The following is a 14370-nucleotide window of genomic DNA, read 5'->3' on the forward strand; positions in this document are numbered from 1 at the left end:
TGTATGATGAATGGCAGGAAGGAGGCGTTTATCTATGAGACAGATAAAGCATCAGACCGTCACGTATCAGATCATGCACGGAGACCGGCTAACGGCTTCTGTGGATACGAAAGGAAGATGCAGGATATATGAGCCGGGATTCCTGCCATTTTCGCTGTATCTGGAAGAGGAGGAACCTTTTGTCTGCTGAAGGATGGGAGCGGCGGTCAGAGCGGTGGGGCTTAACCAGATCAGTGAGGTGGAGAGGGAATGGTTTGGGGCCAGAGAGGTTGACTGGGAAATGTTCTGCGGGAGGCTGGAGCTATTGCGGAGAGTCTGAGGACTTTTCGTAAATACCGTATGAGAGAAAACAGGTGAGGGTATAGAAATGTGTGAGATGAAAAAGTGGATGGCGGAAAACAGAAGGATTATTTTGGTGTCCCTGGCTGTGGTTCTGGCAGCTTTCGGTGTGATGCTTACCTGCAATACGCTGGCGATCGATGAGGAGAAGTCCATTATTGCGGGGGAAGGCTACCAGGTGTGGATCGCCCAGGGGCGCTTTATGATCCAGCTTTTCAATGAACTGTTTACAGTGAACGGCCGTTATGTGCCGTTTCTCTGGGATCTGCTGGCTGTTTTGACATGGTTTGGATCCGGTGCGATCTTTGCATATTCCCTTCCTGGCATACGCTGTGGAAAAAGCGGGGCGTTCGGGCTTTTCTGGTTTTTGACCTATTATGGGACGCTGCCCTTCGTGGTGGGAGAAGTCCTTTCCTTTTCCATGTACAGCTTTCAGGTGGCGCTGGGAGCAGTGGCTGCGGCAGTCAGCTTTTATCTGACTGTGAAGCTGGTTGAGGCGGAGAGGGAAAATGAGAAAAAGACAGGACGATTTCTGAGTGGATTTCTGGCAGCCGTACTTCTTCTTATGATGGGGACCGGGACCTTCCAGGCCATTGTATCCTTATATATCGCGGCTGTCATCCTGTACTGCCTTCAGAATGTGCTGGCAGGTGATCTGAAGATCGGCAGGACCGTGCTGTGGTCGGCACTGATCTGTGCGCTGGCCGTAGTCTTATACTTTGCGGTCAACAGATGCGTGCAGGCGGCTACGGGAATAGCGGCGGATTATACGGACTCCTATATAGGATGGTCTGATGAGAGGGGCGTGCTCTGGGCGGCCTTTATGGCTGTCGCCAATGTGGCCAGAGTATCCTTTGCCATCACAATTCAGGATGTGTCTATTTACGGCGGCGTGGTGATCCTGGTCAATACAGTGCTGTTTATCATCTGGTCAGTGGTTACATTTTTCAGGGCCAGGGAAAAGGGAAAGAAAGGCCGCATCCTGCTTTTGACAGTCGCACTTGTCCTGTCACCGTTCATGATCTATATACTGATGGGCACCTACAAAACCCATGGCAGGATGCTTCTTGCTCTGCCCCTGGTCGGGGCGGCGCAGCTGAGTTTTATCCTGGGTGATGTGTGGAGAGCGGATGGACGGCGGTGGCTCTCAAGGGCCGGCAAATATCTGGCCGTGGCAGTTGCCGCATACTGTCTGTGGCTCAATGTCCGCAACATGAATGCCGTATACTACTATGACTATCTCCGGTATCAGCAGGACAGAGTGACGGCTAATGAAGTGATGCATGACGTGATAGCGGAAGGCTGCGACTACCACAGCAAGCCCATTGTCTTTGTGGGAGCCCGTGTGTCGGATACGGCTGGATTTTGGGAGAGCTCGGATAATCTCGGTATAGACGGCTCCTTTTTTGTCTGGAATGGAGGACATATCGCAAGGATCAGAGAGCTGCTGGTGACAGAGGGGTATATGACTGTGTCGCCGACGACAGAGGATATTGCGTATGCTCTGACGTACACAGAACAAATGTCCCCCTGGCCGGGACCAGGGGGGATCACGGATACAGACCGCTGTATTATTGTATATTTCAGTGAACCCACTGAAGAGTGGTACCAGGTCAATGGTCTGAACCCGGCGGATTACCAATAAGACTATTTTGAAAAAAGCCTCCTGCTGAACCAGTCCTTTGCGTAGGCAAAGGTATGCGCGATCAGCTCCAGCTCGATGGTCACATAGTTTCCAAGGTGGCGGAGCCGGAAGGGGACTTTTTTCTGTTCCGGGAGAGTCTGGAATCCCTCCTTCAGTCCTTCCCGGTAGTCTTTGCCGAAGCCGATCTTCGCAAAGAAGAGGGATTTGACAAGCCATCCAAGAGCCAGGGGCACGCAGTTGAGGATCAGCTGCGCCAGGGGCATGTTCTTATAGTTGAGGTACACGCTGTTCCTTGCGGACAGCTTTACCTTGAAGGAATTGTACTTGGAACCGCTGGTGCCGCTGCCCACATGGTAGACAAGGGCAGTGGGGCAGTACATGTTCTTATAGCCGTAGATCTTTGCCCGGTATCCCACATCGATGTCCTCCAGGTAGGCGAAGTGGGACTCGTCAAAGTATCCGATTTTCTCGAAGGCGGAGCGACGGTAGATGGCGGCTCCGGCGCAGGCGGTGAAGATCTCATCCGGCTGGGTGTAGTTGGACACGGGCCTTCCGGTGCCCCGGCAGACGCCCCAGCCCATGAGGGTGTAGAGGTCCCCGGCGCTGTCTATGAGCTCCGGGTGGTACATCTGGATCATCTTGCTGCTGACGGAGAAGATTTTTTTTGACCTCCGGATCGCGCGCACCATCTCCTCCACATAGTGAGGATCCACAGTGGTGTCGTTGTTCAGGAGGATGACATAGGGAGTGCGGGAGGCCCGTATCCCTTCATTCACCGCCCGGCTGAACCCGTAGTTCTTGTCCAGGGCAATGCAGCGGATTTCGGGGTAAGTCTCCTTCATATATTCCATGCTCCCGTCGGAGGAAGCGTTGTCTACCACGATGATCTCAAATCCCCTGTACGTCTGCTTGTCCAGTGACTCCAGACAGGGCTTCATGAAATGCTTTCCATTGTAATTCGGAATGACGATCGTAACCTGCATAGTCTGTTTCCTTTGCTTTTGTTCTTTCAATAATTCATGTTAAATACCTATTGATTATACCAGAGGCGGCTGTGAATTGCCAGATGAACTTCATGAATATTTCAAAAGTGTTAAATAAATGTTAAGAAAAAATACGGGGTGAAGTCTTGTTCAATCACTATATTTAGTGTATGATAGAACAGGATTTGATATCAGTATGTCAAATAATGAGATGTTTTATATAAAATCGAGGAAATGATCATGATAAAAGATAATCAAAGGTTCTGGAATGGGCTCCATGTAGTGCTGGACGCCTGCGTTATTGGCATGTCCTATGTGCTTGCCTGGTATATCCGGTTTAAGTTTGGCGTGTTTGCGCCCTCGCCCTGGTATCTTTCGCTACAGGAGTACTGCCGTGTGCTGATTTTTGTGATCCCGGGCTATCTCATCCTGTATTACATTTTCCAGCTCTACACTCCGAAGCGGGTCCAGGGGCGGCGTCTGGAGATCTGGCACATCACCCAGGCCAATGTGATCGGCCTGATGGGGCTGATCCTCATCCTCTACCTCGTGAAAGAGCAGAATTTCTCCAGGAGCATGCTCTTTGTGTTCTTCTGCGTGAATATATTTGCAGAGGCGCTGATGCGCAATATGATACGCATCCTGTTGCGCAGCATCCGGAAAAAGGGGCTGAACCAGAAGCAGATCCTATTGATCGGCTACAGCCGGGCGGCGGAGGAGTATATCGACAGGGTCGTTGCCAACCCGTCCTGGGGTTATACGGTCCGGGGGATCCTTGCGGACAATGTGCCCAGAGGGACAGAGTACAAAGGGATCAAAGTGCTGGGGCGGATTGACAATCTGTCCATCATCCTGCCGGAAAACCGACTGGACGAGATCGCCATCACGCTTGGGCTGGCGGAGTACCACAAGCTGGCAAGGATCGTCAGCATGTGCGAGAAGTCCGGCGTGCACACCAAGTTCATCCCGGATTACAACAACATCATCCCAACAAAGCCCTATACGGAGGACCTCCTTGGCCTTCCGGTCATCAATATACGCCACGTGCCTCTGAACAACCGGCTGAATGCCTTTATGAAGCGGTGCGTGGACCTTTTTGGCGCGGTGGTGGCTCTGATCCTCTTCTCGCCTGTCATGGCCGCGGTTGCTGTGATTATCAAAGTCACATCCCCGGGCCCCCTGATCTTTAAGCAGGAGAGGATCGGTATGAGGAACAAGCCTTTTTATATGTACAAATTCCGCTCCATGGTCGTGCAGGAGGCTTCCGCTGAGAAGAAGGCCTGGACCACCCAGAACGATCCCAGGGTGACGCCCATCGGGCGTTTTATCCGGAAGACCAGCATCGATGAGCTGCCCCAGCTTGTCAACGTGCTGAAGGGTGACATGAGCCTGGTAGGCCCCCGCCCGGAGCGGCCCCAGTTTGTGGAGCAGTTCAAGGAGGAGATCCCCAGGTACATGGTAAAGCACCAGGTGCGCCCCGGCCTGACTGGCTGGGCCCAGGTCAACGGCTACAGGGGGGATACGTCCATACGGAAACGGATCGAACACGACCTCTACTATATTGAGAACTGGACCCTTGGGTTTGATTTCAAGATCATCATCATGACCTTCTTTAAGGGGTTTGTCAACAAGAATGCTTACTAGACAGCTTGAGATACAGGAGAAAGAATGAGCAGAAAGAAGAGATTACAGAAGAAACTGACCCGCGAGGAGAGGCGGCAGCTTCGAAAGAGAAAGAGAAGAAAACGGATCATCGTGCTGATCATCGAGCTGATCGTCCTGGCAGTGCTGGGAGTGGTCGCCTATGGAATGTTCAAATTGGACAAGCTGGACTTTAACATCCTGGACCAGAGCAGACTGGATGTGTATAAGGATACGGGCCCTTACACCAACATCGCCCTGTTCGGGCTGGATTCCAGGGATGGAGAGCTGGAGGGAGGTGTCCAGAGCGACACCATCATGATCGCCAGCATCAACAATGAGACCAGCGATGTGAAGCTGGTGTCTGTCTACAGGGATACCCTTCTCCAGCAGGCGGACGGTACATACGAGAAGGCCAATTCGGCTTACAATACCGGCGGTGTGGAGGACGCCATCAGTCTTCTGAACCGGAATCTTGATCTGGACATCCAGAATTATGTCAGTGTGAACTTTAATGCCCTCGTGGATGTGATCGACCTTCTGGGAGGGGTTGAGATTGACATGACAGCCGAGGAAGCCTTCTGGTGTAATGGCTATGCGTCTGAGACCGCCCAGGTGACCGGAAAAGAGATGACGCAGATCGAGGAGACGGCAGGCACTCAGCTGCTGGACGGAGTCCATGCGGTGGGGTATGCCCGGATCCGTTACACGGATGGAAACGATTTTAAGAGGACAGAGCGGCAGCGCATTGTCCTTGAGAAGGTGATGGAGAAGGCAAAGAGTGCCGGCTTCTCCACCCTGAACAAGATCGTGGATGAGGTTTTCCCGCAGATATCGACAAGCTTTTCATCTACAGACCTGCTGGGCTTTGCCGCAAATGCGCTGAATTACAATATTGTAGATACGTCCGGCTTCCCGTTTGAGGTGACCACATCGGAAAATGTGAGGAACCACAGCGGTTCCTATGTTGTGCCCATCGATTTTTCGGCCAATGTCAGCCGCCTGCATGAATTCCTCTTCGGGGAGGAAGACTATACGCCATCAGAGACAGTGGAGCAGATCGACAATGACATTATTTATCTCACGGGAGTCGATGAGAGCACGACAGCGATGCAGTCAGACTTTACGGAGTCAGAGGATACAGGAGAAGAGTAGGAAAGAAATATGAAAGACAACGAGAAGGTGTTTCGAAATTTCATAGTGGAGGCAGTGGTGTGCGCGGTTTTTTATCTCTGCAGCTTCCTTGCCTCCAGAGGGGGAGCGCATATGCTGAGCTCCCTCCTTCTCGTTCTGTACGCTCTGGGCGTCTACATCTGCAGGTTCAGAACCACCGGGAACCTGGTGGACATGAAGGGACTGTTTGCCCTGGCCTGGGTCGGAGGGCAGGGCATTGCCTGCCTGCAGCTCAGCAATCTCCAGACAGACTGGAGCGTTTGGACGTGGGCCGCCTTCTTCCTGGCCTACATCGGCTTCTGCCTGGGATATCTGCGGAAGAAGCCTGCGCCGGAGCGTGTGGAGCTGGAGAAAGATGACCGGAAGGCGGGAAGGCTGCTGGTCTGTGCGTGCGGGCTGGCCGCTGTCTCCTGGGTCTGCTTCCTGACCGAGTTCCTGGCTGTGGGTTTTATACCCCTCTTTTCGGATGAGCCCCACGCCTACTCCTATTTCCATGTGTCCGGCGTACACTATTTTACCATCAGCTGCATCCTGGTCCCGGCGATCACGGTCCTTTACTGGAAGGTGAGAGAGGAGAGGAGCAGGAGAGACTATGTGCTGCTGGGGATGGTGAATATAACGGCAGTGGCGGTGCCGGTGCTTTGTGTGTCCCGGTTTCAGCTGCTGTTTGCCGTAGGGTTCGCTGTTGTGGTCTATATTCTCACCAACAGAAACCTGAACTGGAAGGTGCTGGTGCTCCTGCTGGTCATCATGGTCCCTGTCTATGTGGGCCTCACTGTGGCCAGAAATCACGATGTGGAGTATCTGAACGGCATTTTTGATATGAAGGACAAGGGCACGCCTATCTTTGTCACGCAGCCCTATATATATGTGGCCAATAATTTTGAGAATTTCAACTGTCTGGTGGAGCAGATCGCGGAGCATACCTACGGAGTGAGGATGCTGTTCCCTGTGTTTGCCCTGACAGGACTGAAATTTGTCTTTCCTCAGCTGACGGCAAGCCCTATCTATATCACCAAGCCGGAGCTGACGACTTTGACCATGTTCTACGATGCCTACTATGATTTCGGGATAGTGGGAGTGCTCCTTCTGGCGCTGGCAGTCGGATTTGCCGCAAGGAAGCTGACGGTCTGGATCCATGAGAGCGGGAACCCGGTGGCCTGCCTCTTTTACGGACAGATCGCGATCTATCTGGGACTGGCCTTTTTTACCACCTGGTTCAGCAACCCTACCACATGGTTCTGGCTTGCCCTCACCACGCTGATGTATCTCTTTGTCGGATACCGGAAAAAAGAAAGGAGGATGGCGGATGGCGGAAAAGATTGAAGTGATCATACCGGCCTACAGACCGGGAAGGGAGTTTGAAAAGCTGATACGCAGGCTGAAGAAGCAGACATGTCTCCCGGATACAATCCATGTGATCAACACGATATCAGAGCGGTTCCCTGCCAAATTCTGCATGGAGCAGGGGATCAGGGTGACCCATATTGAAAAAGCGCAGTTCGACCACGGCGGTACCAGAGATATGGGGATACGACAGTCGGATGCGGATATCGTCGTCTTTATGACCCAGGACGCGGTCCCTTTTGACAAATATCTGATCGAGAATCTGATAAAGCCCTTCGAGAGAGAAGATGTGGGGGCGGCGTACGCCCGGCAGCTTCCCAGAAAGGACTGCCGTGTGATCGAGAGATATACCAGGTCCTTTAACTACCCCGAAAAGTCCAGGCTGAAGGGAAAGGAGGACCTGCCGGTCCTTGGGATCAAGACCTTCTTCTGCTCGGACGTATGCGCGGCCTACAGCAGGAAGGTCTATGAGGAGACAGGCGGCTTTGAGAAGAAGACCATCTTTAATGAAGACATGATCCTGGCGGGGCATATGATAGAAAAGGGCTACAAGATCGCCTATGCGGCCGAGGCCAGAGTGATCCACTCCCACAATTACACGGGAGCGCAGCAGTTCCACAGGAATTTCGACCTGGCCGTCTCCCAGGCAGATCACCCGGAGGTGTTCGAGGGTGTCGCCTCAGAGAGCGAGGGGATCCGGCTTGTGAAGAGCACGGCAAAATATCTGCTGCGGGAGAAAAAGGGGTGGCTGATCCCCGGGCTGATCTGGCAGAGCGGCTGCAAGTATCTGGGGTACCGGCTGGGGCGCAGATACAGGCAGCTCCCTGGCTGGCTCATAAAAAAATGCACCATGAGCCAGAGTTATTGGGAAAAGTAATTGCAGTTTTTGGGAAAATCATGTATAGTATAGAATGATATATTCGGAAATCATGTAGTTTTTTAGCGAAAGGATTTTAGTAATGGCGAAAGAAAGAAAGCATTACCGGCGCGGGCGCAGAAAGAAGAACCGTGGCTTTGCTTCCTGGTCTCTGGGGAAAAAGATCGCATCAATAGCCGGAGGCACCTTTTTAGTAGTGGCGGCAGCGGGAGCAGTATTGCTGGCCAGCAAGCTGGCAAAGATCGATACAGTGGAGCTGGACGCGGATAAGCTGAATATCTCTGAGGAGGCGAGAGAGAGGGGGACGGGATATCTCAACGTTGCCCTTTTTGGCGTGGATTCAAGAGAGGGTGAGCTGGAGACGGATACGAGGAGCGATACGATCATGATCGCCAGTCTCAACCGCGAGACTCTGGAGGTGAAGATTTCCTCCGTGTACCGCGACACGCTCCTGCAGCAGAGCGACGGGACCCTGAACAAGGCGAACTCGGCCTATGCCTACGGAGGTCCGGAGGCGGCCATCGCTATGCTCAACGAGAACCTGGATATGGATATAGAGCACTATGTGACGGTAAACTTTAATGCCCTGATCGATGTGATCGATGCGGTGGGCGGTGTGGAGATTGATGTACAGCCAGAAGAAGTGGATTATATAAATGGGTATGCGACAGAGATAATTAAAGTTACCGGAAAGGGTTCCGGCGGTGTCAACGAGCCGGGGCTTCAGACTTTGAACGGTGTTCTTGCGACAGCCTATTCCCGTATCCGTTACACGGCCGGCGATGATTTCAAGCGTGCGGAGCGGCAGAGAGAGGTACTGACAAAAGTTATAGAAAAGCTCCAGGGAGCCAGCCTTTCCCAGATCAACAAGATCATAGACAAGGTGTTCCCGGAGGTGTCCACCAACTTTACTCTCACAGAGATCCTTGATTACGCTCTGGATGCTTTCGACTACAAGCTTGGGGAGACGACAGGATTTCCTTTCGACAAATCGACAGATACATTGAACAATATAGGCAGCGTGGTCATCCCTGTGACACTGGAGAGCAACGTGCAGCAGCTCCATGAGTTCTTCTTTGGGACAGAGACTGGATATACGCCTTCTTCCACTGTGTCTACCATCAGCGGAAATATCGTGGCAAAAGCCGGTGACCGGCAGGCCGACACAGACGAGGACAGCCAGGCCATCATGGAGCAGCCGGATGATTCCTACTATGACTATGAAAGCAGCTCCGGCGGCTATGACAGCAGCGGAAGCTCCGGCAGCGGCGGAAGCGGAGACTGGTCTGGCGGAAGCTCCGGCAGCGGTGGAAGCGGAAGTGACAGCAGCGGCGGCACGGGCGGCAGCGGCGGAAGCGGAAACGATGGAAGCGGCGGCACGGGCGGCAGCGGCGGAAGCGGAAGCGATGGAAGCGGCGGCACAGGCGGTAGCGGTGAAGGAGCATCAGAGAGCGGCGGTTCGTCCGGCGGCGGAGAGGATCCCTCCAACGGCGGTACATCCGGCAGCGGCGACGGCGGAAATGCAGCAGTTGGATATTAGACCTTGCTGCAGCCGGAAATATAACGAATAAAAAAGAGGAAAAGAACGATGAGAAGATTGAGAAAAGCATTAATGGCATTGATGGCGGTGTGTATGCTGGTTTCAGGTTTTTCCTTTTCTGCATACGCATCTTCGGGTCAGCTCCGCTTTTCCGACCCCTCCACGACTGTGGGGGCCGAGGTAGAAGTGACGGCTACGTTTACCGGGACAGTGGCGGTGCAGTCGGCCCAGGCGACTCTCACCTACGACACGTCCATGCTGCGTTTTGTGTCGGGAAGCCAGGTGACGGACAATAACGGCACCCTGTCGCTGAGCGGTGCGGGGGACGGAACTTCCACGCAGCTGAACTTTACGATGACCTTCCAGGCTCTCCAGGAGGGTACCACAGTGATCGAGATTTCCTCCGCATCGGGAACGGATGTGGACGGTGATTCCATCGACGTGACAAGAGGGCAGTCGACTATCACCATCGGCCCGGGCGATCCTTCGCTTATCCAGGACACCTCGTCGGCGTCAGCCACCGGGGTCTCGGTGGAGGTGAACGGCACATCCTACGTGGTTTCCGGCGATTTCTCCGATGCGATCATCCCGGGAGGGTTTGAGCGCTCAGAGATGCAGTTTGAGGGGCAGACCTGCACGGTGGTCACACAGGCTTCCAGCGGTGCGACGGCCATGTACCTTGTTCCGGCAGCCGGCGGAGACGGCGACTTTTTCCTGTACAATACAGATGACGGGAGCTTTTCCCCCTTTGAGGAGATTGAGCTCTCCACAGACCGGTATCTGATCCTCCTGCAGGATGACGGCACGGTGGATATTCCCGGCGGCTACCAGGAGACCACCCTCACCCTGAACGGCAAGGAGTTTCCGGCGTGGCAGAATACGAACAATACAGAGTACTACCTGGTGTACGGCCTGAACAGCGATGGCAACAAAGTGCTCTATCAGTACGATACGACAGACGGAACCTACCAGAGGTATGTGAGGCCTCTGTCCATCTCCACAGATGAGTCCGGACAGGCGGACGGCATCCTGGGATCTGCCCTGCAGTTTATCCAGGATAACCTGCGCTGGGTCCTGGTTGCAGCCTGCGTGCTGTTCGTGCTCGTGGTCATCATCCTCATCGTGGCCCTTGTCAAGCTCCATCACCGCAACCTGGAGCTGGATGACCTCTACGACGAGTACGGCATAGACCTGGATGATGAGCCGGAGGAAGTGCCTGAGAAGAAAAAGAAAGACAAGAAGGCGGATAAAAAGTCCAGAAAGCAGGATAAGCTGGCTGCGGACGAGGAGTCTGAGTTCGACGACGGGTTCGAGGATTACGAGGACGATGACTTTGAGGACGGCTTTGACAGTGAGGATGAATACGATCTGGACGGTGAAGACGAGGACAGCTACGAAGAGGAAGAGTATGATGATGAGGACTTCGACGAGGATTACGACGCCTTTGTAAGAGGGGCGAAGCGCTCCTATGACGATGTGCCCCGCCGCAGCCGCCGCGCGGATGACGAGGAGGATATTGACGATCTGGACGCCCTGCTGAACGCCAGGGTGAGGGAGCCGGCCAAGAGGCCGAAGAAGACACCCGAGAGGCGCAGCCATGCGGAGGAGGACGACACCTTCAAGATGGATATCATCGATCTGGATTAACAGCTTTACTTAAAAATAAGGGGAATGTGGGATGCCGCATTCTCCTTTTTCTTTACACGTGGATGGATTTTTGGTACAATACAGCTTGATAGTGCAAAAAAAACGGATTTATGTACAAATCAGGATAAGGAGAGACAAGTATGTGTGGAATAGTCGGATATATCGGAGATCAGCAGGCAGCACCTATCCTGCTGGACGGACTGGAAAAGCTGGAGTACAGAGGATATGACTCGGCGGGCATAGCGGCCTATGACGGGCAGGAGATGCATGTGATGAAGGCCCAGGGGAGACTGAAGGTCCTAAGTGAGCTGAGCCATGGCGGAGAGCTGCTGCCCGGGACCCTGGGGATCGGACACACAAGGTGGGCCACCCACGGAGCGCCCTCTGACACCAATGCGCATCCCCATTTCAATCAGGACAGGACCATAGCCGTGGTACACAACGGCATCATCGAGAACTATCTGAAGCTGAAGAAGAAGCTGGAGAAGAAAGGGTATGCCTTTGTGTCGGAGACGGACACAGAGATCATCGCCCAGCTGCTGGACTACTACTATGACGGGAACCCCCTGCGGGCCATCACAAAGGTGATGCACCGGATGGAGGGCTCCTATGCCCTGGGTATCATTTTCAGCGATCATCCGGATGAGCTCTATGCGGTCCGCAAGGACAGCCCGCTGATCGTGGGACACACAAAGGGAGGCAGCATCATCGCCTCCGATGTGCCTGCGGTGCTGAAATATACAAGAGATGTGGTCTTTATAGAAAACGAGGAGATCGTCCGCATGACCGAGGACCAGATGGAGTTCTTCAATGTGGACGAGGAGCCGATAGAGAAGGAGACGGTCCACATCGACTGGGATGTCAATGCGGCGGAAAAGGGCGGATATGAGCACTTCATGCTGAAGGAGATGTACGAGCAGCCGAAGGCCATTACAGATACCTTCTCCCCCAGGCTGAAGGACGGACGGATCGTCATCGAGGAGCTGGGTATGAGCGACGAGGACATAAAGGCTGTGCGCAAGATCATGATCGTGGCCTGCGGCTCTGCCTATCACACAGGCATGACCAGCAAGTATGTGTTTGAGGGGCTGGCCAGGATCCCGGTGGAGGTGGACCTGGCCTCCGAGTTCCGGTACAGGGACCCCATCCTGGAGGAGGGAACTCTCCTTATCGTGGTGAGCCAGTCAGGGGAGACGGCAGACACGCTGGCAGCCCTGCGGGAGGCAAAGTCCAAGGGCGTGCGGGTGCTCGGCATCGTCAATGTAGTGGGAAGCTCCATTGCCAGGGAGGCGGACAATGTGATGTACACCTGGGCCGGCCCGGAGATCGCCGTGGCCACCACCAAGGCCTACTCGGCCCAGCTCATCGCCCTCTATCTGCTGGCTATGAAGTTTGCCCATGTGAGGGGGGAGCTGTCCGATGCGGGGCTGGCTGAGATGATCGAGGAGATGAAGGAGCTGCCTGCCCAGGTGGAGATGATGCTGAACAACCAGAACAAGATACAGAAATTTGCCAACCGCTATCTGGCGGCCAGGAGCATTTTCTTCATTGGGAGAGGGATCGACTACGCTATCTCCCTGGAGGGGTCCCTGAAGCTGAAGGAGGTCTCCTACATCCACTCCGAGGCGTACGCTGCAGGGGAGCTGAAGCACGGGACCATCTCCCTCATCGAGGAGGGGACGCTGGTGTGCGCTGTGCTGACCCAGGAGGAACTCTACAAGAAGACCATCAGCAACATGGTGGAGGTCAGGACGAGGGGAGCCTTTGTCATGGCTGTCACAAATGTGGACAATACCGAGGTGGAGAGAGCGGCGGACTATGTCGTCTACATCCCCAGGACAAACAGATATTTTACCAATTCACTGGCCATCATCCCCCTGCAGCTCTTCGGCTACTATGTGGCTGTAGGCAGGGGCTGCGATGTGGATAAGCCGAGAAACCTTGCCAAATCTGTCACAGTGGAGTAAGATAGCAGCAGTACGAAGGAAAGTAAAAGAGGAAATTGCTGATGAAATACGATTATCTTATAGTGGGAGCCGGCCTTTTCGGGGCTGTGTTCGCGCGGGAGGCCATGGACAGAGGGAAGACCTGCCTGGTGCTGGACCGGAGGGACCACATCGGGGGAAACATTTACACAGAAGAGGTGGAGGGCATCCAGGTGCACCGGTACGGGGCCCATATTTTCCACACTTCGGACAAAAACATCTGGGATTACATCAACCGGTATGCGGAGTTCAACGGCTATATCAACTCCCCGGTGGCAGTGTACAGGGACGAGCTGTACAATCTCCCCTTTAACATGAACACCTTCAGCCGGATGTGGCACATCCGCACGCCCCGGGAGGCGAAGGAGATCATAGCTGCCCAGATCGCGGACCTTCACATAGAGGAGCCGAGGAACCTGGAGGAGCAGGCCCTCTCCCTTGTGGGGCGGGACGTGTATGAGAAGCTGGTGAAGGGCTACACGGAGAAGCAGTGGGGAAGAGACTGCAAAGACCTGCCGGCCTTTATCATCCGCAGGCTGCCTCTGCGGTTCACCTACGACAACAATTATTTCAACGACAGATACCAGGGGATCCCCGTTGGCGGCTACACCCGCATCATCGAGAAACTCCTGGAGGGGGCGGATGTCCGGACAGGGGTGGACTACCTGAAGGAGAGGGAGACTTACGAGGGCGCCGCCGGGAAGGTCATCTTTACAGGTATGATCGATGAGTATTACGGCTACCGGCTGGGACCTCTGGAGTACAGGAGCGTCCGGTTTGAGACGGAGGTGCTGGACTGCGACAACTACCAGGGCAACGCGGTGGTCAACTACACGGACAGGGAGGTGCCCTGGACCAGGATCATCGAACACAAGCATTTTGAGTTCGGAACCCAGGAGAAGACCGTGATCTCCAGGGAGTATTCCTCTGAGTGGAGAGTGGGAGAGGAGCCCTACTATCCGGTAAATGATGAGAAAAATTCCGCTTTATACCGAAAGTACGCTGCCCTGGCCGCGCAGGAGGAAAAGGTGGTCTTTGGCGGCAGGCTGGGGGCTTACCGCTATTATGACATGGATAAGGTGATCGCCAGTGCACTGGAGCTTGTGCAGAGAGAGCTGGTATGAGAAGAGATGCAGACGTGTTTTAACGTTATTTAATCAATCCATCACAGTTTAAACACAATTATAGGTTAG

Annotated in this window: 11 protein-coding genes; 10 read left to right on the top strand and 1 reads right to left on the bottom strand. The window is 54.1% G+C overall.

Annotation, left to right across the window (positions count from 1 at the left end; genetic code table 11):
* Positions 1-34: 34 nt before the first annotated feature.
* Together B5E62_RS16870 and B5E62_RS01800 are read left to right on the top strand one after the other, a co-directional pair.
* On the top strand, positions 35-190 hold the full coding sequence (locus B5E62_RS16870; RefSeq protein WP_162610243.1) for a hypothetical protein: 156 nt from the start codon (positions 35-37) through the stop codon (positions 188-190).
* Between the two features lie 186 nt (positions 191-376).
* Positions 377-1984 (top strand): glucosyltransferase domain-containing protein, encoded by a 1608-nt coding sequence (locus B5E62_RS01800; protein ID WP_162610244.1) that lies wholly within the window; start codon positions 377-379, stop codon positions 1982-1984.
* Between the two features lie 2 nt (positions 1985-1986).
* Here the strand turns inward: B5E62_RS01800 and B5E62_RS01805 are convergent, their stop codons facing one another.
* A complete protein-coding gene (locus tag B5E62_RS01805; protein WP_087173057.1) occupies positions 1987-2967 on the bottom strand; it encodes a glycosyltransferase family 2 protein in 981 nt (326 codons plus the stop codon).
* 240 nt (positions 2968-3207) lie between these two features.
* Between B5E62_RS01805 and B5E62_RS01810 the strand changes: the two genes are divergently transcribed.
* The 8 genes from B5E62_RS01810 (at position 3208) to glf (ending at position 14301) form a co-directional block, all read left to right on the top strand.
* Entirely contained in the window at positions 3208-4611 is a 1404-nt protein-coding gene (locus tag B5E62_RS01810; protein WP_087173058.1) for an undecaprenyl-phosphate glucose phosphotransferase, read from the top strand.
* A gap of 24 nt (positions 4612-4635) precedes the next feature.
* The gene (locus B5E62_RS01815; protein WP_087173059.1) at positions 4636-5763 is read left to right on the top strand and encodes an LCP family protein; all 1128 of its coding nucleotides are present in this window, start codon (positions 4636-4638) and stop codon (positions 5761-5763) included.
* A 9-nt stretch (positions 5764-5772) separates the two neighbouring features.
* Positions 5773-7107 carry an O-antigen polymerase gene (locus tag B5E62_RS01820; protein WP_087173060.1) on the top strand — a complete coding sequence of 445 codons (1335 nt, stop codon included), beginning with the start codon at positions 5773-5775 and terminating at the stop codon, positions 7105-7107.
* A complete protein-coding gene (locus tag B5E62_RS01825) occupies positions 7091-8005 on the top strand; it encodes a glycosyltransferase family 2 protein (RefSeq protein WP_087173061.1) in 915 nt (304 codons plus the stop codon). The genes B5E62_RS01820 and B5E62_RS01825 overlap by 17 nt, the downstream gene beginning before the upstream one ends.
* 82 nt (positions 8006-8087) lie before the next feature.
* Positions 8088-9545: an LCP family protein gene (locus B5E62_RS01830; RefSeq protein WP_087173062.1), complete on the top strand. Its 1458-nt coding sequence runs from the start codon at positions 8088-8090 to the stop codon at positions 9543-9545.
* Positions 9546-9593: 48 nt separating this feature from the next.
* Positions 9594-11192: a cohesin domain-containing protein gene (locus tag B5E62_RS01835; RefSeq protein ID WP_087173063.1), complete on the top strand. Its 1599-nt coding sequence runs from the start codon at positions 9594-9596 to the stop codon at positions 11190-11192.
* Positions 11193-11332: 140 nt separating this feature from the next.
* Positions 11333-13159 carry a glutamine--fructose-6-phosphate transaminase (isomerizing) gene (gene glmS, locus B5E62_RS01840; RefSeq protein WP_087173064.1) on the top strand — a complete coding sequence of 609 codons (1827 nt, stop codon included), beginning with the start codon at positions 11333-11335 and terminating at the stop codon, positions 13157-13159.
* 41 nt (positions 13160-13200) lie between these two features.
* Positions 13201-14301 (top strand): UDP-galactopyranose mutase, encoded by a 1101-nt coding sequence (glf, locus tag B5E62_RS01845; protein WP_087173065.1) that lies wholly within the window; start codon positions 13201-13203, stop codon positions 14299-14301.
* The last annotated feature ends 69 nt before the right edge of the window (positions 14302-14370 follow it).

The organism is Lachnoclostridium sp. An118, assembly GCF_002160985.1.
Classification (GTDB): domain Bacteria; phylum Bacillota; class Clostridia; order Lachnospirales; family Lachnospiraceae; genus Claveliimonas; species Claveliimonas stercoravium.